Raw genomic sequence first — 19,351 nt, 5'->3', positions numbered from 1 at the left:
TTAAAATGGCATCTTAAAGCCAGCTGGTAGGTTCATGCCACCAGTTACGCCAGCCATCTTCTCTTTTTGTGCTTCTTCGATACGACGAGCAGCATCATTAAATGCAGCAGCAATCAGATCTTCAAGCATGTCTTTGTCATCTTCCATTAGGCTTTCATCGATGTTTACACGACGAACACTGTGATTACCAGTGATGGTTACCTTAACAAGGCCTGCACCAGATTCACCAGTTACTTCCATATTGGCGATTTCTTCTTGCATCTTCTGCATACGCTCTTGCATCTGCTGAGCTTGCTTCATCATGTTCGCCATACCGCCTTTACCAAACATATCTTCTCTCTCTATTGGTCTGGTTGAAAATCATATTACTGAACTGTTATATCGTATTTCTGCCCATGAGCAAATCATTAACAGCCAGTCTTTCTTGTAAATTAACTCAATCTTGTCAATCGACTTAAATTGGTCGAATACTTTCATCATCTAACACAGCACCAAAGCGCTGACAGATGAAATTAACATTTTGATCTTGCTGCAAACTTTGACAAGCCGCTTGCAGTTTTTGTTGATAAATCGCCTCACGTAACTCAAGGGGTGTAGTGCCGATTTCATCATTTAATTCAATATGTAATACCACATCACAGCCTAGTTTCTGCTGCAATGCTTCCGTTAATTGTTCACGTGCTCGAGCACCATCTAAATGCTTTTGTGAAGAACGTAATAACAGGGTGACTTGGTTGTCTTTCTGCTCAAATACCGAGTTAAGCGCTAACTGTTGGATTAGACGCCCTACCTCTAGCTCATTGGCAACGGCAGCCCAGTTATCTTGTGCAGCCGCCTCAACCACCAGCTTTTCCATCATTTCTGGTGTTTTTTCATGTTCCAGCGCTTGCTTTAGTTCTTTCGTGGCGATATTGCTTTGCTGCTCTTGTGCAACATTCAACATCGGTTTCCACTGATACTCTTCCGGCTCTTGGTCTTTTGCATTAATCGTTTCAACATTCGACACAGGCATCGCATTAGATGTATTTGATCCTACATTGTGCTTAGTAGCAATGCGGTCTAATACACTGGTTGCGACTTTTTTAGCCGGTGCCGATTCAGACTTTTTTACCTCACCGCCTGCAGGAGGTGGGGTTTGGCCTCGCTTTGTTTGGCTACGAAGCTGATTACGCGCCGCTAATAAACCACTGGTGCGAGGTTTGGCAACAGCAGTTTCAGGTGCCGATTGTTGCATCGTGACTGGCGGTGCATTCTGCGGTTCAGGCTGAGTATGTCCTTGAACTTGATGCCCAACGGGTGGTTGAGATGGCACCTGTGGCGCAGGAGCAGGAGCAGGAGCAGGAGCACTAGGCTGCTGAACTTGAGCTCGTAACGCTTGCACTTTTTCCATACTTTGTTGTGGCGCAGGCATTGGTTGTACTGCAGCACTTTGGATAGGCTCTTGCGTCGGAACCGAAATAGCTTGCGGCACAATACCCGCTCCACTCATCGGACGAAAAGCGAGCATACGAAGTAACACCATTTCAAGCCCTGTTCGACCATCAGGTGCAAATGCTAAATCTTGACGACCTTGCAGTGCGATTTGATAACACAGCTGCACATCTTGCGGTGTCATTAATTTGCTCAGTAACAAAACACGTTCAAAATCAGGGGAACTTTCGTCTTGGCTCTCAGGCAGTACCTGACTCATGGCAATACGGTGCAGTTGAGCTGCGAGTTCACGTAATAACCCATCCCACTCAATACCAACTTGAGCTAACTGATGCAGAGTGTCAATCGCTACTTGTGCTTGCTTTTGTGCAACCGCCTCTAACAACATCAAGGCCTGATCCGTATCAAGAGTCCCCAGCATGGCTGATACTTTGTCGGCTTCAACATTACCATTACCAAGTGCAATAGCTTGATCGGTTAAACTCAAAGCATCTCGCATACTGCCTTCCGCGGCACGAGCAATCAAACTTAATGCTTTTATATCGTAGGCAAGTTGTTCTTCTGTTAACACTTTTTCCAGCTGAGTTTGGATCTGCTGGTTATCTAAATGCTTCAAATGAAACTGCAAGCAACGCGACAAAATGGTTACAGGAAGCTTTTGAGGATCGGTTGTAGCCAGAATAAACTTCACATACTCAGGTGGCTCTTCCAGTGTTTTTAACAGCGCGTTAAAACTATGGCGAGACAACATATGAACTTCATCGATCAAGTAAACCTTAAAACGGCCTCTTGCTGGCTTATATTGCACATTATCAAGCAGTTCACGCGTATCTTCGACTTTAGTTCGAGATGCCGCATCGATCTCTAAAAGATCGACAAAACGACCTTCATCAATCTCTTTACAGGTTGCACACTGACCACATGGATGAGCGGTAACTCCCTGCTCGCAGTTTAAGCCTTTAGCAAAAATACGCGCAATCGTCGTTTTACCAACACCGCGAGTACCACTGAATAGATACGCATGGTGAAGTCGATTGTGCTCTAGCGCATTTTCAAGAGCGGTAAGTACGTGAGCTTGACCCACTACATCAGCAAATTGTGCTGGGCGCCACTTACGAGCAAGAACCTGATAACTCATTCAATTCCTAACCTTATTAACCTTGCCAACAAAGAAATATTGCGGCCTTTGCTGTCATTTCCTTTCTTCACTATTTATTACGTTCTAAAAATGAATACGTCATAGTAAATAAAGGAAAAAACAGTAATAAAAGAAGATGCTAACACAGCCGGCGGGTAACAGCGAGTAACAACGAGAGGGCGCTATAATAAGCGCCCAATCCTTCAGCACAGTTCGAACACTTAAAGCAAAATTAAGTGGTTAAGCTACTAGTGACCTGGAAAATCACAAATGCTGTAAACGTTAAGGCCTAAACCTTTAAGGCGCTCTTCACCACCAATATCTGGTAGGTTAATCACAAACGCAGCATCTTCAACTACACCACCTAGGCGACGAACAAGGTTGGTTGTCGCTTCGATAGTACCGCCTGTTGCTAATAGATCATCAACAAGCAGAACTTTGTCACCTTCAGCAATTGCATCTAAGTGAATTTCTAAGGTGTCTTTACCATATTCTAGTTCATAGCTCTCAGCGATCACTTCACGAGGTAATTTACCTGGCTTACGAACAGGAACAAAACCAACACCAAGAGCAAGAGCTAAAGGGGCACCAAATAGGAATCCACGCGCTTCAGTACCGATGATCTTAGTAATACCTTTGTCTTTGTAACGCTCGGTTAGCACTTCCATAGTGGCACGGTATGCGTCAGGGTTTTCCATCAGGCTAGTTACATCACGAAATAAGATACCTGGCTTAGGGTAATCCTGAATAGACTTGATACTGCTTTGGATTAGTTCGATTTTTTCTTGTGTCATAATTTGGTTCCGAGGGTACTCTTTAACGTTAATATCAACTTAAGAGTCACAACAAGCTTACTTATTTACTCCCAATACCAAGAACAAAAATTATGCCTTGGTTGAGACAGTTATTTATCTGCCTCCCCTGCACCATAATGGACGAGCAAAGACCGATAAAGCGCACCAATATTATTGTTTTTCTACAGGTGCGGCAACCGAATCCACCACTGGAAGCCGATTAAACCAACACAATAAAGTTATACCCATCACAAATAGCAACAATTTATGCCACCACAGAGGAACTAAGCTAATAGAAAGCAGAAAACTAAGGACCATAGTAATATTCGCTCGGCGCTTTACAACAGATGAAATCGCCCGGTTTTGATGCCAATTATGCAAAATAGGGCCAAACTTTTTATGATTCATCAACCAATCATTAAGTTTAGGTGAGCCTTTCATAAAACATGCACTCGCCAGTAACAAAAATGGCGTTGTAGGTAACAGAGGTAGAAAAATACCTATCGTTCCTAAAATGACACAAGCCCATCCAATCACCAGTAAACCAATACGAATAGCAGATTGCTTCATTCCTTTATCTCATCAGCTTGCAACACGGTTATCATACTAAGACCTAAGTGAAATGGAAATTATTACGATTTCGACGTGGTTTTATTGTTATTTTCTCATATTTATTATAACCATATGATTTAAAATCGAAATTTATTCAAAAATCAAAACTTTCTGTAAAAAATCAATTTTTTTATCAATATTCGCTTACAGAATCATCAAGAATTGATTCAAATCACGACACTTTTTCTTTTCGCGCCGTAAACTAAGTGGCGAGACTAACAAAAAACACAAATACTCAAGGACGAAAGTATCTCCTTTAACTCCTCTTGTGAATAATAATGAACACTATGGCTAACTCACAAATAGACTATCAACCGCTACAAGATACGCTTGAAAATGAGCGCGTTGACTTAGCAAAAGAATTAAAAAGTGAAATGTTATTAAATGCAGTTTCGCCTTCAATGGAAGAGCTTAACAAGCTGGATCTGTATGATCTTTTAGCATTAGCGAAAGCGGCTTATATCCCAAATCTTTATAAATTGGCAACACGCCTAGAAGTTGTCGATGCAGCGGTTTGCTCTATCCGTTTTGGTTTATACGGCCTATGCGCTGATTGCGAAGAAGAAATTGATTTAGCCGATCTGGAAGCTGATCCCGCTCAACCACGTTGCCGCCACTGTCGAGAGCATAGCCGTTATCATCATGATGCGTAAGCGGTGGCTAAAAAATTTCAATTAAAAAGGCAGCCATATATTCGCTGCCTTTTCTCTATCTTGGTATTAACATTAAATAATGACGAAAGCCTTATAGATAATCTTGCTCTGTCATCCACATTTTAAATGCTTTTTTCTCTTCTGGTGTTGCTTTGCTATACCACATTTTAAGTTGAGTTAAATTGTCACCGGTAATTTTCACTTTACCTTGCTCATCCACTTTAACTGCCACTTTTTCTAAATCAACGGGATTGCCTTGCTCAAAGATAATGCCATTTTCGCTATTGTACTGCGCAACTAATTTTTCCATATCCGCATAAGCGGCAAAGCCACTGCCTTTAAGTTCTGTCGCGTCAAGAACTTGCTCAGAGCCGTTTGCGAACTTAACTTGCCACTCTGGACCGCGAGAAAAATACGCTTCCGCTTGAGATAGCGTCGTTAACGTATCTGATAATACGATTTCTGCATTTTGATCTTTAATATCAACATTAAACAGATAAGGTCGCGTAGTATAAATCGTACCTTGCGAGCCGCGCTTAACTTCCCCATCAAAACGAGCCACAATCTGATGTTCGCCATTAGCTAGCTCGACACTTTCTGCCTTTGACCAACCTTTTTGTTCAATCTTCTTACCATCAATGACCAATAACTCGATGTTATCACCAGCAGTTAAGGTTGCCGCTTGAACACCAAATGACAGAGCAGCGCCAATCAATAATGCAACTTTTTTCATATTATTATCCCGTTCTTGCTAGCTATTGCTTTAGCTACTGTTCTCAATAAATAAAACAATGGTAGCGAAATACTTATCAGTTATATAACAGAAAGCCGCCCAATAAGCGGCGGCTTTCATCAAGAAGTTATCTAAACTAAATTAGAACTTAACTTCCATACCAGCAACGTAACCGAACTCTTCACGGTCGTTGATGATCTTATCGTTATCAGCGTAACCAACTTCTGCGTACACTTTAACATTGCTGTGTAGCTGTTGAGTTACGTTAGCGTATACGTTGTCGTGACGCTTACCATACTTTTCAGTATTTGCATGGTTTTGAGCATGAACATAACCTAGAGCGAAAGTCGTCTTGTCCATAGTGTATGAACCGTTGATTTCGTATAGGTCTAAGTCACGGTCAGTAACATGAGTATCAGCTGCTTTGTATTCGATTTGACCGAAAGATGCTGCAATGTTGAATGCACCGAAACCGTATTCAGCTTCTAGGTTGTAACCACGGATATCTTCACCAGCTTCGCTAGGTTTTACAATAGGCTTCTGATCAGGTGTGATACCTAGCTCAAGACCTTTAGCACCGATACGCTCACCGTCGTAACCGTATACACGAACATCTAGACCGTTAGTACGGAAACCTAGACGACCGTCAGTGATTGTAGTGCTGTGATCTGCATTTAGCTCATGAGATGCTGCTGCGTAGAAAGAACCGTTGTCGTAAACGTACTTGATTACACGGTCACCTTCAGTTTGAGCGAAGTCAACTTGCTCAAGACCTAGCTCGTAATCTTTACCGATGCCTGAATCATCAGATACTAGTAGCTGACGACCGAAAGTTAGAGCACCCATTTGGTTAGAAGAGAAACCAACCCATAGCTCGTCGTTTTGAACGTCACGAGACTCGTATTTAAACGCCATGCCAGAGATAACGTTTAGGTTCTCGTTGATTGCGTAAGTTGCGTTGATTGCAAAGTCACCGTCGTCTAGACGAATTGTTGCATCTTTGCTTTTCTCAAAACCATCGAAGTATTGAACTTCTGCTGCACCAGATAGGTCTACTTTAACACCATTGTTATCGTAAACGTTGATTGCTGCATTTGCAGAACCCGCTGCAGTCATAACTGCAAGAGCTAGAAGAGTCTTTTTCATGATATCCACTGCCTATTCTTGAAATTCCTTTTTTGGAATTCCTTTTCTTTTATAATTCCCCTCTTAATTTACAAACTTTTATATCCATAAAGTCAGTAAGCTCAAGGGGTGAGTAACTTGTGCCGCTTATCCTGTCAGAAGTTCAATATTGATGTCAAATCTTCTAAATGAAAGCTCAAAAAACATAAAATAGAAAACAAAATCAACAACATAAACATAAAAATGCCTAAATAACATACAGCATTTTTTTGCCTCTAGAATGTATTTTTTTAAGTAATACAAATGACATATTGGTAGATAGCACTAAAAAACCGTAACAATAACGAATAAATCCAAGATAATATTCCAAAAATTAGATAAAAAATAGTTTAAAACACTGAGGCGATATCTACACTTGGTTGCATTTAAAAGGTTCAATATCAATTCGTGATTTCAATCTCATTTTGCTGAGAAAATATCCTAAAATTTGTTTCAGCTCACAGTTAGAGCTTCATGCTATAATGCAGCTCCCAGCCAAGAATAAGTTTCAAATATGTTACATACTCAAATTAAACAAGACATAAAACAGTGCTATACCAACTTAGGGCAACAGCTTGATAACTTTATTCCACGTCGAGCTCAAAACTATTTAGTTGCCGAAATAGCAAAAACATTGGCTGGGGAGTACCACAAGAAAAACAGAATGTTAGTGGCAGAGGCTGGCACAGGAATTGGAAAATCGCTCTCTTATCTTTTAGGGGGGATTCCTTTCGCTATGTTTAATAATAAGAGATTGCTTATTTCAACGGCAACAGTGGCTCTTCAAGAACAGCTCATCAATAAAGATTTGCCTCTGTTTAATCGTATCTACCCAAAAGAATTTAGCTTTATTCTTGCAAAAGGTCGCCAACGCTACTGCTGTAATCATAAGTTAGAAGCGTGTTGTTCTAGCGAGTATTCACAACAAATCACTCTACTAGATGAAAAACCTAAAAAGTCAGATTTAGAACTTTTGAGACGCCTTTTTAAAGCGCGCAGTGAAGGGAAATGGGATGGTGATAGAGACAGTTGGCCAACCAACATTCCAGACCGAATTTGGCAGCAAATCATGGCAGATAAACATAGCTGCCATTCTGGTTTGCCACTACATCGTAACTGCCCTTTTGCTAAAGCACGTGAAGATTTAGACAAAGCTGATGTGATTATCGCTAACCATGCACTGCTAATGGCAGACCTAGAATTAGGTGGTGGTGTTATCTTACCCGATCCAGAAGATACTATTTATGTCATTGATGAGGCCCATCATTTGCCACAAGTTGCTCGTGATTTTTCTTCAGCTGCGGCCAGTTTAAAAGGGGCTGCAGCATGGCTAGAAAACTTAAATAAACACGTAAGCAAATTTGCAGAGCTGGCCGATTATAAGAAATCAAATCGCTTTCAAAATGCTATCCAAGAAAGTATTCAACATTTAGTGCCGACCCTCAGCCAAATTGCCAATAACATTGACCCATCACAATTTAATCAAGATGGAGTCTATCGTTTTGAACATGGAGAGTTACCCGCTTGGCTTTCTGAAGAATCTGTCGCACTTAAAGAAACCAGTAAAAAAGCCGCGCAATCATTGGGTAAAATTCATGATATGGTTTCTGAGCGATTAAAAGAACATGAAATATTACCCTCATTGGGAGAACAAGCACTGGCTGAAATGGGCTTTTATTTGCAGCGCTTAGAGAACTTAGAAAAGGTCTGGTTCTTAATGGCACAACCAAATAAAGACAAAGGAGCCCCTCTAGCTCGTTGGTTAGAAAAAAGTCCAGAGCGTGAAAACGACTATATTGTTGAAGTTTCCCCCCTTGAAGTGGGCTATCGCCTCGATCAATTATTGTGGAGTCGCGCGGCAGGTTGCATCTTAGTCTCAGCAACACTACGAGCATTGAATCAATTTACTTACTTTTGTCGTCAAGCCGGGATCAGTGAAGCCGATGGTGTACGCTTTTTAGCACTGGCTTCTCCTTTTGATTATCAGAACAATGCACGTCTAGTGATCCCTGCGGTCAAATATGAGCCCCAAGCACCTCAATTTACCGATTTGCTTATCGAGGTTTTACCCGAATATCTAGAGGGAGAAACAGCAAGCCTTGTGCTCTTCTCTTCTTATTGGCAAATGAACAAAGTGGCTGAAGCTCTACGTCCATTAGCGAAGAAAAATCGTTGGGAACTGCTGGTTCAAGGTGAAGAATCGCGCAATGAAACTCTAAAAAAACATAAAGAGAACTGTGAAAAAGGTAAAACCAGCATTCTATTCGGTACGGGAAGCTTTTCTGAAGGCCTTGATTTACCAGGGAAATATCTAACCAACCTGATTATTACCAAGATTCCTTTTGCCGTACCAACCTCACCAGTTGAAGAAGCTCACGCCGAATACATTGAAAGTCGAGGCGGTAATCCTTTTTTACAAATTTCCGTACCAGAAGCGAGTAAAAAGCTGATCCAATCGGTAGGTCGCTTACTGCGAAAAGAAGAAGATTCTGGTAGAGTCGTGCTATTAGACAGACGCATCATTAGTAAGCGTTACGGAAAAGCACTACTTGATTCTTTGCCGCCTTTTAAACGAGTTATTGAATATTAAGGATCCTATACTCAAGCAACTTGGGTATCCACACTATGATAGAAAATATCGAGCCTTTAACTTTAGCGATACTGGGTGGCGTTGCACTGGTCGCAGGATTTATAGATGCAGTAGCAGGAGGAGGCGGTATGCTTACCGTACCTGCGCTACTTTCACTGGGACTGCCACCTCATATTGCTTTAGGAACCAATAAATTGGCAGCGACGTTTGCCTCATCAACCGCAGCCTGGACCTATTATCGAAAACTGTTATTTTCGCCATCATTTTGGAAAAAGTCCTTTATTGCGACATTTATCGGAGCCGTTATTGGTACTTTGGTTGTCAATCAAATCAGTACCATGTGGCTTGAAAAAGCCCTTCCTTTAATTATTCTTGCCGCTGCAATCTATACTATTTGGCATCCACACCCTAAAACGGCCCAACAAAGTCTGCCGCAAGTGTCAGCGAGTTTATATCGTAAACAGTGGCTACAAGGTTCAAGTTTAGGGTTTTATGATGGTTTAGCAGGTCCTGGTACGGGCGCATTTTGGACTGTATCTAGTATGGCTTTATATCGATTAGATATCTTGCTGGCATCAGGTCTTGCTAAAGCGATGAACTTCACCAGTAATATAACTTCGCTTGTAACCTTCGCTATTTTAGGTCATATCAATATTGCCTTAGGCTTAACCATGGGTCTTTGCTTGATGGTAGGCGCTTACATAGGTGCACATTCAGCCATTCGATTTGGCGCTAAATTTATTCGCCCTATTTTCATTACCGTGGTGATGATTCTTGCCATAAAATTAGCGTATCAAGCTTGGTTTTAACCGGATTCACTATGATAGATTTAACGAGATTCGACACTTTAATTGCCCAACTCAAAACACAAGCAGCGAATTTAGACCGTACCCGTGGCGAAGCCAATAAACCATTATTTGATGAACAGCTGTTTCGTTGTCGTAGTAAATTACTGACACCTTGTGTTAACGAGATTGCCTCAGAAGTTTTTAAATTGCGCCAAGAACAACAATCTGGCCGACTGCTTCCCACTCGGACTCAACATATCTGTGAAAAAATTGTGGCTCAGATACAAGCGGTTCAACGTGAATTTGCAACGGTTTCGATCCGTAAAAATGAGCCGAAATACCGAAGTGCTCACTATCAGCCGCTCAATGAGATCTACCAAAACCTCAATCAGCACAAAGATTGGGAACGCCAACTTAAAACTAAGCTACGAGATAAAGAGTTCGAACTCTCTCAATGCAGTGATTGGCAGTTACAACAGAAACTTCAACATGAAGTACTTGTTCTTGAAGGTCGAGTATCTCGTTGTCAGCAAGCACTTACTAAAATAGAACAGACAATAATGAAACGAGAACGCAAAGGATAATCCCTCTTTATATAAACCTAATAGAATTAGCCTGAACCAATTAAGAAGAAAAGGAAAAATAATGACTACAGAAAAACAAAACAGCCCATTAGACAATGCTCCTGCGGAAGTCAAACTCGCCGTAGACCTCATTTATTTACTCGAAAGTAATGAGATAGATCCTGCAATCGCACTAGCCGCCCTTGCAATAGTAAAAACTGACCTAGAACGCAAAATTTCCAATGAGTAATCGATTATCAAGGATGATGATCCCCATAGTTTAATCAGGTCTCCATATCTTATCATTCTAACCACTTGAAAATTAAGTAAAGCCAATTTAGATTTAAAATTTAAATCGTTACAACAAATATTTCTTATCAACTTTATGCGCAAATTATGTAGATTATCAGTTAATATTAATAAATATATCTATACCAAATACCCGAGTATCTTAGTGCTACTTCGGGATAACAAAAATAATTTATAAATAATCTCGAAAGTTGTTGGCTTCAGTTATGTCCTTCTCGTTAAAAAAATTCTTTCTTATTGCTCTACTCTCGATTTTTATTTCGAGCAGTTTAGTAGTTATTTATTTGTCATATCGCTCAGAACAAATAAGCTTTGAAGTAAATAAATCACTCAATAGCAGTTTTACACAATTAAAAAAAGATGTTTTATTAATTCAAGAAGTACATAATCATTCACAAGATTTAAATAAACTTGTTACTCTGATTCTTGCGTCACGCTCTCTTCGTAGTGTGGCTTATATTCAAGATGATCACTATGTATACAGCGATCGTCAATTGCATTTAAATCAAGAAATATCACCAAGCTTACAGCAAAAAATAAAGACAGAAGCGTTTCCTTTCTTATACCGCAAACAGAGTTCATTAAATAATATTGAAGAACTGCACTTTGTAATAAAAGGAAAAAACGGTTTTTACCAGCTATTTCTTAATGCACGTTATATGGATGATTGGCTTGATAATGCTGACCTTACGCTCAATGGCTATGTTGTAAATAATCACAACCAACCTATTATCAATCAACCACAAAAATTATTAATAAAAGCGGTTTATCAATCACCTCAATACCCTTTTAAAGTTGTTATCGGTGAACCAACCCAAGATGTTATTATGCTTATTGCAATGGGAGCTGCTTTTATTTTTGCTTTTATTCTACTGGGGTTATTATTTGCCAAACATCTATATAACAATAACTTTTCATTTCGTGTAGATATTGAGCGAGCAATCCGAGCAAAAGAGTTTATCGCCTATTATCAGCCAATAGTTTCAAATAAGAGCTTACAGTGTAGCGGCGCAGAATTGTTGTGTCGTTGGCATCATAAGAAAAAACGTATTCTCGCTCCCAATCATTTTATTACAAAAGTCGAAGAAAGCGGGCAAATAAAAGCGATTACTCTTCAGCTTTTGAACCAATTAGCAAAAGACAAAATTCAACTGTGTAAACATAACCCTGATTTTTATATCTCAGTTAACTTTACGTTAGCCATGTTAAGAGATGAAGCTTATATGGCTGAAGTTATGGCATTAATCAAAAAAAACACCAGCTTACAATCGGGTCTTGTTTTTGAATTAACAGAACGTGAAAATACCACCTGTGCTATGCGAGAGTTAAATACTGTTATGACACAGTTTCGCCAGATTGGGGTTCGCTGGGCTCTGGATGATTTTGGTACTGGTTATTCAAGCTTATCGAGTGTACGTAGTTTAAATTTTGATATTATAAAAATTGATAAACTCTTTGTATTAACAGCAGATACTGACGCAATTACCAGTTCAATTTTGAAAAATATCGCTTATTTAGGTAAAGGTCTAAATTGTAAAATGGTTGCTGAAGGGGTTGAAACTCAAACTCAATTTAATAAATTACTTGGCTTGAATATTGATTATTCACAGGGCTATCTATTTAGTAAGCCAATGGCTATTAAAGATTTTTTACTTTTTCAGCACTCGTTTGATCACCGCGCTTATATCTGCCAACAACCAGATCTTGAAATTAATTATCAACCAGTTGTAGTAGAATAAAGCGTTAACTTATTCGTTGCTATACCCCTTCCAGTAGGGGGAAGCTCAATAGCAAAAAATGCAACATTAGTGCGGTTGAGCAATATCTTGGCACAGAATTAAAGCTCAATTACTATTTATATCCAAGTGACTTTCTTTAACCTTATTTCACAGCAGAGGTCTATTATGGGATGTTGTAATCAAGCACCAAAAGGTGGTTCAAATAACTTAGGTCTATTAATGAAACTGATTGGCGGAATTTTTGTACTACTATTAGTAGTATCGCTATTCTTTCATTAAAACAGACTTGACCTTACCCTAAGGGGAAGCTTTATAGTTAACACGTTTAATTAGCTGGATGCTTATTTGTGAACTCTTTTTTATCGTCAAACACATTGCTGTCTAATAAGTGGATTGCGCTAGTTCTGGTGGTTATCATGGTTGTGATAACGAAGCCAGCTTTTGCTATGTCTGCTTCAGGACAACATGCCATGTACGATAATAGTCGCGCACCCATAGCTCATACGCAGCAGATACAACATCATGACCAATCACACGCCATGATGGCTGATTGTGCTCGTCACTTATCCGATCAATCCAAGTCAGACAATTGTTGTGACGATATGACCCAGTGCCATATTGTAACTGGCGTATTACCAACCGCTAATTATGCATTCTCTTCTCCAACAGCAACGACTCAACTGAGTACTTATCACTTTGAGACACCTGTCTCACCTTGTGAAAACCTTTATCGCCCCCCAATAGCCTAGTCTACGATTCTTTTATATACCTCGATATGCACTCATTATAGTCAAATTGTAATGTAATCCACTGTATTTAAAGTAAAAAACAATAATTACAGTATGTTGCGCATATCGCGATGATAATTATCTATCGTGGATACGTTATGTTTAAAAATACGCGTTTATCAGCAAAGTCCTTGTTGGGACTCATGGTTGCTGCCTCTTTTTCAGCACCAAGCTTTGCCAATGATCAGCTGCAATCGTTGATCGACTGGGCCGTTGAGCACGACTCTGGCCGTCAACAAATTCATTATCAAGCTAAAGCGATGCAAGAGATGGGGATCGCTCAAGGTCAATTGATGGATCCAAAACTCAAAATGGGAGTTGGTGGCTTTCCAGTTGAAAATATGGGATTTGATAATGATCCTATGACCAATATTTCCGTTGGATTGATGCAGCAATTTGGCCGAGGTGACACTTTAGATCTGCTTGAACGCCAAGCTTTTGAGCAAGCTTCTAGTATTCGAGAAAAAGCCGAAATTCGCCAGCTTGATATCGAAAAAGCCATTACAACACTTTGGGTTGAACTGCATTATCAACAGCAGGCACAAAAGTTATTAAAACAGAACCAGCAGCTGTTTCGTTCGTTAGAAAAATACCTCAGCACGAATTACGGCGTTGGGGTTAACCAGGCGCAAGATATTATTCAGTCCCAGCTGCAGATCTCTCGTATTGGTGAAAAAATTCAAGCCAATCGCCAAATGCAGCAAAAAATTCGAGCTCAACTGGGTGAATGGTTAGGAGATCAAGCCTCTAACGTATCACCTCAAAACGATCCAAATTGGGCGCAACTGAGCCAAAGTTTGAATCAATCACATTCTAATTTTTATCCTCTCTTGGCACAGCATCCAACGGTGAAAGCTATTGATGCTCTGATCAAAAGCAATGAAACCGGAATCGATATTGCTAACGAAGCTTATAAACCTCAGTTTGGTGTTGAGGTTATGTACGGTTATCGTCAGGCAAAAGGGATGAATGGTGATCCAGCCTCAGATCTTGTTAGTGCTTACGTTACCATGGATCTGCCGCTATTTACCGATAAACGTCAAGATAAAAAGCTCTCCGCAGCCAAATTACAACTTGGGGCAACTCAATCACAAAAAGATCTGATGCTCAAACAAATGAATGCGCAAGCACAGGCTCTTTTCATCGACAGGCAAAATATCACCGAACGTTTAGGGCGTTACAACTCAACGCTATTACGCCAAGCCAAAGAGAAAACTCGCGCCATTGAGCGTGGCTATCAAAACAATACCACCCAGCTGGATGAATACATTCGCGCTGCCAGTGAAGAGCTAACCCTACAATTGGAGCAACGACGTCTCCATGCCGACCTGCAACTAGCGAACACCAATCTCGCTTACTTACTGAATAAATATTAAGGGATGTTATGAAAAACGTATTTAGTATCAGCTTATTAGCATTAGCGATTGGTGCCGGTGGTGGTTATTTTGCGGCAACTCAGTTCGGTGATTCATCAACTGAGCCATCAGCTAAAAACAAAGAACCGCTCTACTGGGTTGCACCGATGGATCCCAATTACAAACGAGATAAACCCGGCAAATCACCGATGGGAATGGATTTGATCCCTGTGTACGAAGAAGACAATGGAGGCAAAGAACTGGCCGGCACAGTTAAAATATCACCTGTGGTTGAAAATAATCTTGGGGTGAAAACAGCTAAGGTGATTTCTGCCCCTCTAACACCACAGATTGATACGGTGGGTTATGTAGCATTTGATGAAAGCCAACTGTGGCAAATCAACAGCCGAGTCAGTGGCTGGATCAAGAAGCTGAATGTCAACGCCATTGGGGAACAAGTCAAACAAGGACAAGTGCTGTTTACGCTCTACTCTCCCGAATTAGTTCGAGCTCAAGAAGAGTTACTTAATGCTCGTCGTTTGGGAAAAACGGTATTAATTAATGGTGCAAAAGAACGTTTAAAATCACTTGGAGTAGATAATTCTCAAATCAACCAACTACTTAAACGCGGTACGGCATCTCAAACAATTGCGATTAAAGCGCCCGCGAATGGCGTTATTGCGACCTTAAATGTTCGTCAAGGCGCCTACCTTTCTCCAGCACAAACGGTGATTAGCGCAGGATCATTACAAGATGTTTGGGTTGATGTAGAAGTGTTCGAGCGCCAAGCTCACTGGATCACATTGGGAACAACTGCCGATATGAAAATCGACAGCCTACCGGGAACACAGTGGCAAGGCAAAGTGGATTACATCTACCCTATTTTGGATCCTAAAACGCGCACTTTACGTATTCGAGTGGTCTTTCCAAATAAAGATGGTGCCTTAAAACCTAACATGTTTGCCAATGTTGAACTGATCCCACAGAGTAAAAATAAAGTGCTACAAATCCCAAATCAGGCGGTGATCCGTTCAGGTAACATGGATCGAGTTGTATTAGCCCTTGGTGACGGTAAATATCGTTCTACTCGCATTGAAACAGGACGCGAAGCTGGTGATATGATTGAGGTCATTTCAGGTCTCACCGCCAATGATAAGATTGTCACATCAGCCCAGTTTATGATCGATTCTGAATCGAGTCAGACCGCAGATCTCAGTCGTATTAGTCAAGCAGATCAGCAAGCCGACACAAAAGCCGATACTGCGTGGGTCGATGGTACTATCACTAAAGTCATGGCGAACCATCGAATGTTAACGGTACACCACCAGCCAGTAAAAGCGTGGAATTGGCCAACCATGACCATGAATTTCACCGTTGCAAAATCGGTTGATCTATCCGATTTATCAGCCAAACAGTCCATTCGCTTTGAGCTAAAGAAAACCCCTCAAGGGCAATTTGAGATTATTGCAATTCAAGTGGCAGACCCTGCGACTAAGGTAGGTCACTAATGATTCCAGCTATTATTCGGTGGTCGATAAAAAATCGCTTTTTGGTCTTAATGGCAACAGTGTTTTTGGTTGCTGCTGGGATCTACAGTGTTAAACGAACCCCTATTGATGCCCTACCCGATCTATCGGATGTTCAGGTGATCATCAAAACCAGTTATCCAGGCCAAGCTCCGCAAGTTGTGGAAGATCAAGTAACCTACCCATTAACAACCGCCATGCTTGCTGTACCTGGGGCTGAAACGGTACGCGGTTACTCTTTCTTTGGTGACTCCTACGTTTATATCATTTTTAACGATGATACTGATATGTATTGGGCTCGCTCACGGGTGTTGGAATATCTCAGCCAAGTTGCACCGAAATTGCCGCCTAGTGCCAAACCTGTGTTGGGGCCAGATGCAACGGGTGTGGGCTGGATTTACAGCTATGTCTTAACCGATCGTAGCGGCAAACATGATCTGAGCGAGCTACGCAGTTTGCAAGACTGGTTCTTAAAATACGAACTGCAAACGGTTGATGGCGTTTCTGAAATTGCCACTGTTGGCGGCATGGTTAAACAGTATCAGATCCAAATTGATCCCAATAAACTGCGTGCTTACAACTTAACCCTACAACAGATCAATAAAGCGATAAAAGCAGGCAACCAAGAAGCGGGAGCCTCTGTTGTTGAAGTGGCTGAAGCTGAACACATGGTTCGTGCGACCGGTTACATTAAAAATATTGCTGATCTGAAAAATATCCCTCTTGGTGTCACCAGCAAAGGCACTCCTCTGCTATTAGGAGATGTCGCTGATATTAATCTGGGCCCACAGATGCGTCGTGGTATCTCAGAATTTAATGGCGAAGGAGAAGCGGTTGGTGGTGTGGTTGTAATGCGCTTTGGGGAAAATGCGCAGCAAGTGATCGCCAATGTAAAAGAGAAACTGGCGTCATTACAACGCAGCTTGCCTGAAGGCGTGGAGATAGTCCCTACTTATGACCGTTCAACCTTGATCGACAATGCGGTTGATAACTTATATCAAAAACTGCTGGAAGAGTTCATTGTTGTTGCCGTTGTCTGTGCGCTGTTCTTATTCCATTTGCGTTCATCTTTAGTGGTTATGATTAGCTTACCAATCGGAATTTTATCAGCCTTTATCGTGATGCACTGGCAAGGTATTAATGCCAACATCATGTCTCTAGGTGGTATTGCGATCGCAATTGGTGCCATGGTTGATGGCGCAATCGTTATGATTGAGAATGTCCATAAGCACATCGAGAAAACACCACTTACGGATGAAAACCGTTGGCAAGTTATCGGAAAAGCCGCTGAAGAAGTAGGTGCACCGCTATTTTTCTCACTATTAATTATTACGTTAAGTTTCGTTCCAGTATTTGCTCTCGAAGGTCAAGAAGGGAAAATGTTCTCTCCCCTTGCCTTTACAAAAACCTATGCCATGGCATCAGCGGCCGGTCTTGCCATTACTTTGGTTCCGGTATTAATGGGTTATTTCATTCGCGGTAAAGTGTTACCAGAACATAAGAACCCCATCAATAAAGCGGTTGTATCGGCATATCGTCCACTACTCAATATCAGCCTACGTCACCCTAAATCTTTATTGGTGGCGGCGGGTATTCTAATGGCTTCTGCTTACTACCCAATTCACAATATGGGCAGCGAGTTTATTCCACCATTGGATGAAGGCGACCTAATGTATATGCCAACCACCTACCCTGGTATTTCCATTGGTAAAGCCCGTGAAATTTTGCAACAGACCGATAAGTTAATCAAAACTATCCCTGAGGTGAAAACAGTTTGGGGCAAGATTGGTCGAGCGGAAACAGCCACCGATCCCGCTCCCCTAACCATGATTGAAACCATTATTCAGTTGAAACCAAGAGATGAGTGGCGTCCCGGTGTGACAACAGCCTCACTTCGTCATGAACTGGATCAATTGGTGCAATTTCCAGGTTTAACCAACGCTTGGGTTATGCCGATCAAAACTCGTATAGATATGTTGGCAACGGGGATTAAAACGCCTATCGGTGTGAAAATTGCAGGCCCAGATCTCAAACAGATTGAAAAGATCGGTCAGCAATTGGAGACCATTTTAAAACCAGTACCAGGCACCGCCTCAGTTTATGCCGAACGAGTGGCTGGTGGACGCTATATCACCATGGATATCGACCGTCAAAAAGCGGCTCGTTATGGGCTTAACATTCAAGATATTCAACAGGTTATTACTACTGCTATTGGTGGTATGAATGTCAGTGAAACCATTGAAGGCTTGGAGCGTTACCCAATTAATGTCCGTTATCCTCAAAGCTATCGAGACTCTTTAGAAAAACTCAAGAGCTTACCTCTGGTGACGCCAAGCGGTGCTCGTATTGCTTTGGCCGATGTCGCTACATTGCGCTTTGAAGATGGCCCTCCAATGATCAAAACCGAAAATGCACGACCAAACGGATGGGTCTTTGTGGATATCGATGGCCGTGATTTAGGCTCGTATGTTCATGAAGCGCAACAAAAAGTAGCACAAGAACTTGTTCTGCCTGCTGGCTACTCGCTTTCTTGGTCAGGTCAATATGAGTATATGGAACGAGCAAAAGCCCGTCTAACTACAGTTGTTCCGGCCACGATCGCCATCATTATGATGTTGCTTTATATGAGCTTCCGTCGTGCGGGGGAAGTGCTACTGATTATGGGCACGCTGCCTCTAGCTATGGTTGGTGGCCTCTGGTTAATGGAGATCTTGGGCTATAACTTCTCTATCGCAGTTGGGGTTGGCTTTATCGCACTGGCCGGGGTTGCCGTTGAAATTGGAGTCATCATGTTGGTTTATCTTAACCAAGCGTGGAATAGCCAGATAGAACAAGCAAAACAGGAGCAAAGAGCGTTAACCATGGCTGATCTCACCAAAGCCATCAGTGAAGGTGCTGGCTTACGAGTACGCCCAGTCATGATGACAGTAGCAACGGTCATTATTGGTTTAATTCCAATTATGTTTGGTCACGGAACGGGATCGGAAGTTATGCAGCGAATAGCCGCACCAATGATTGGCGGTATGTCATCGGCATTATTACTGACACTCGTGGTGCTCCCTGCTCTATTTAAACTGTGGAAACAGACAAGCTACAAACTGAAGTAGTCATATTTAATGGCTAAATTTCATAACAATATTTAACAGCAATCTTATTTATGCGTATTCG

The 19,351-nt window shown here is 41.4% G+C and carries 16 protein-coding genes; 10 read left to right on the top strand and 6 right to left on the bottom strand.

Going from position 1 to position 19,351, the window contains the following annotated elements; translation table 11 throughout:
* From WAX86_RS04795 to WAX86_RS04780, 4 genes are all read right to left on the bottom strand, one after another.
* Positions 1-330: a YbaB/EbfC family nucleoid-associated protein gene (locus tag WAX86_RS04795; RefSeq protein ID WP_005300258.1), complete on the bottom strand. Its 330-nt coding sequence runs from the start codon at positions 328-330 to the stop codon at positions 1-3.
* Positions 331-454: 124 nt separating this feature from the next.
* Positions 455-2,569 carry a DNA polymerase III subunit gamma/tau gene (gene dnaX, locus WAX86_RS04790; RefSeq protein ID WP_341489192.1) on the bottom strand — a complete coding sequence of 705 codons (2,115 nt, stop codon included), beginning with the start codon at positions 2,567-2,569 and terminating at the stop codon, positions 455-457.
* 248 nt (positions 2,570-2,817) lie between these two features.
* Positions 2,818-3,363 carry an adenine phosphoribosyltransferase gene (apt, locus tag WAX86_RS04785; RefSeq protein ID WP_005300263.1) on the bottom strand — a complete coding sequence of 182 codons (546 nt, stop codon included), beginning with the start codon at positions 3,361-3,363 and terminating at the stop codon, positions 2,818-2,820.
* A gap of 171 nt (positions 3,364-3,534) precedes the next feature.
* On the bottom strand, positions 3,535-3,933 hold the full coding sequence (locus tag WAX86_RS04780) for a YbaN family protein (RefSeq protein ID WP_341489191.1): 399 nt from the start codon (positions 3,931-3,933) through the stop codon (positions 3,535-3,537).
* A gap of 329 nt (positions 3,934-4,262) precedes the next feature.
* Here WAX86_RS04780 and WAX86_RS04775 point away from each other — a divergent pair, with 329 nt between their 5' ends.
* On the top strand, positions 4,263-4,628 hold the full coding sequence (locus tag WAX86_RS04775) for a TraR/DksA C4-type zinc finger protein (RefSeq protein WP_044177399.1): 366 nt from the start codon (positions 4,263-4,265) through the stop codon (positions 4,626-4,628).
* A 91-nt stretch (positions 4,629-4,719) separates the two neighbouring features.
* On the opposite strand, the gene WAX86_RS04770 is transcribed toward WAX86_RS04775, so the two are convergent.
* Together WAX86_RS04770 and WAX86_RS04765 are read right to left on the bottom strand one after the other, a co-directional pair.
* Positions 4,720-5,361 (bottom strand): DUF2057 domain-containing protein, encoded by a 642-nt coding sequence (locus WAX86_RS04770; RefSeq protein ID WP_341489190.1) that lies wholly within the window; start codon positions 5,359-5,361, stop codon positions 4,720-4,722.
* Positions 5,362-5,502: 141 nt separating this feature from the next.
* Positions 5,503-6,507, bottom strand: coding sequence for a porin (locus WAX86_RS04765; RefSeq protein ID WP_068945974.1), 1,005 nt, complete (start codon positions 6,505-6,507; stop codon positions 5,503-5,505).
* Between the two features lie 532 nt (positions 6,508-7,039).
* Here WAX86_RS04765 and dinG point away from each other — a divergent pair.
* The 9 genes from dinG (at position 7,040) to WAX86_RS04720 (ending at position 19,290) form a co-directional block, all read left to right on the top strand.
* Complete coding sequence (dinG, locus tag WAX86_RS04760; protein ID WP_068967952.1) at positions 7,040-9,115, top strand: ATP-dependent DNA helicase DinG; 2,076 nt, start codon at positions 7,040-7,042, stop codon at positions 9,113-9,115.
* Between the two features lie 35 nt (positions 9,116-9,150).
* Positions 9,151-9,924, top strand: a complete 774-nt coding sequence (locus tag WAX86_RS04755) for a TSUP family transporter (RefSeq protein WP_065170208.1) — start codon at positions 9,151-9,153, stop codon at positions 9,922-9,924.
* An 11-nt stretch (positions 9,925-9,935) separates the two neighbouring features.
* Positions 9,936-10,487, top strand: coding sequence for a primosomal replication protein (locus WAX86_RS04750; RefSeq protein WP_341489189.1), 552 nt, complete (start codon positions 9,936-9,938; stop codon positions 10,485-10,487).
* A gap of 61 nt (positions 10,488-10,548) precedes the next feature.
* Positions 10,549-10,716 carry a pleiotropic regulatory protein RsmS gene (gene rsmS / locus WAX86_RS04745; RefSeq protein WP_341489188.1) on the top strand — a complete coding sequence of 56 codons (168 nt, stop codon included), beginning with the start codon at positions 10,549-10,551 and terminating at the stop codon, positions 10,714-10,716.
* A 343-nt stretch (positions 10,717-11,059) separates the two neighbouring features.
* Positions 11,060-12,514, top strand: coding sequence for an EAL domain-containing protein (locus WAX86_RS04740; protein ID WP_341489187.1), 1,455 nt, complete (start codon positions 11,060-11,062; stop codon positions 12,512-12,514).
* 347 nt (positions 12,515-12,861) lie between these two features.
* The gene (locus WAX86_RS04735; protein ID WP_341489186.1) at positions 12,862-13,263 is read left to right on the top strand and encodes a hypothetical protein; all 402 of its coding nucleotides are present in this window, start codon (positions 12,862-12,864) and stop codon (positions 13,261-13,263) included.
* Between the two features lie 137 nt (positions 13,264-13,400).
* The gene (locus WAX86_RS04730) at positions 13,401-14,678 is read left to right on the top strand and encodes a TolC family protein (protein ID WP_341489185.1); all 1,278 of its coding nucleotides are present in this window, start codon (positions 13,401-13,403) and stop codon (positions 14,676-14,678) included.
* Between the two features lie 8 nt (positions 14,679-14,686).
* Positions 14,687-16,165: an efflux RND transporter periplasmic adaptor subunit gene (locus tag WAX86_RS04725; protein WP_341489184.1), complete on the top strand. Its 1,479-nt coding sequence runs from the start codon at positions 14,687-14,689 to the stop codon at positions 16,163-16,165.
* On the top strand, positions 16,165-19,290 hold the full coding sequence (locus WAX86_RS04720; protein ID WP_106261657.1) for an efflux RND transporter permease subunit: 3,126 nt from the start codon (positions 16,165-16,167) through the stop codon (positions 19,288-19,290). Before WAX86_RS04725 ends, WAX86_RS04720 begins: the two co-directional genes overlap by 1 nt.
* The last annotated feature ends 61 nt before the right edge of the window (positions 19,291-19,351 follow it).

Origin of the sequence: Photobacterium damselae subsp. damselae (genome assembly GCF_038086725.1) — a bacterium.
Classification (GTDB): Bacteria; Pseudomonadota; Gammaproteobacteria; order Enterobacterales; family Vibrionaceae; genus Photobacterium; species Photobacterium damselae.
Note: the sequence above shows the minus strand (reverse complement) of the source record. Positions and strands in the feature narration are given on the sequence as shown.

Bases quoted from the DNA above. Each gene is read 5' to 3' on its own strand.
- WAX86_RS04795 (WP_005300258.1), bottom strand. From the start codon at position 330: ATGTTTGGTAAAGGCGGTATGGCGAACATGATGAAGCAAGCTCAGCAG.
- dnaX (WP_341489192.1), bottom strand. From the start codon at position 2,569: ATGAGTTATCAGGTTCTTGCTCGTAAGTGGCGCCCAGCACAATTTGCT.
- apt (WP_005300263.1), bottom strand. From the start codon at position 3,363: ATGACACAAGAAAAAATCGAACTAATCCAAAGCAGTATCAAGTCTATT.
- WAX86_RS04780 (WP_341489191.1), bottom strand. From the start codon at position 3,933: ATGAAGCAATCTGCTATTCGTATTGGTTTACTGGTGATTGGATGGGCT.
- WAX86_RS04775 (WP_044177399.1), top strand. From the start codon at position 4,263: ATGGCTAACTCACAAATAGACTATCAACCGCTACAAGATACGCTTGAA.
- WAX86_RS04770 (WP_341489190.1), bottom strand. From the start codon at position 5,361: ATGAAAAAAGTTGCATTATTGATTGGCGCTGCTCTGTCATTTGGTGTT.
- WAX86_RS04765 (WP_068945974.1), bottom strand. From the start codon at position 6,507: ATGAAAAAGACTCTTCTAGCTCTTGCAGTTATGACTGCAGCGGGTTCT.
- dinG (WP_068967952.1), top strand. From the start codon at position 7,040: ATGTTACATACTCAAATTAAACAAGACATAAAACAGTGCTATACCAAC.
- WAX86_RS04755 (WP_065170208.1), top strand. From the start codon at position 9,151: ATGATAGAAAATATCGAGCCTTTAACTTTAGCGATACTGGGTGGCGTT.
- WAX86_RS04750 (WP_341489189.1), top strand. From the start codon at position 9,936: ATGATAGATTTAACGAGATTCGACACTTTAATTGCCCAACTCAAAACA.
- rsmS (WP_341489188.1), top strand. From the start codon at position 10,549: ATGACTACAGAAAAACAAAACAGCCCATTAGACAATGCTCCTGCGGAA.
- WAX86_RS04730 (WP_341489185.1), top strand. From the start codon at position 13,401: ATGTTTAAAAATACGCGTTTATCAGCAAAGTCCTTGTTGGGACTCATG.
- WAX86_RS04725 (WP_341489184.1), top strand. From the start codon at position 14,687: ATGAAAAACGTATTTAGTATCAGCTTATTAGCATTAGCGATTGGTGCC.
- WAX86_RS04720 (WP_106261657.1), top strand. From the start codon at position 16,165: ATGATTCCAGCTATTATTCGGTGGTCGATAAAAAATCGCTTTTTGGTC.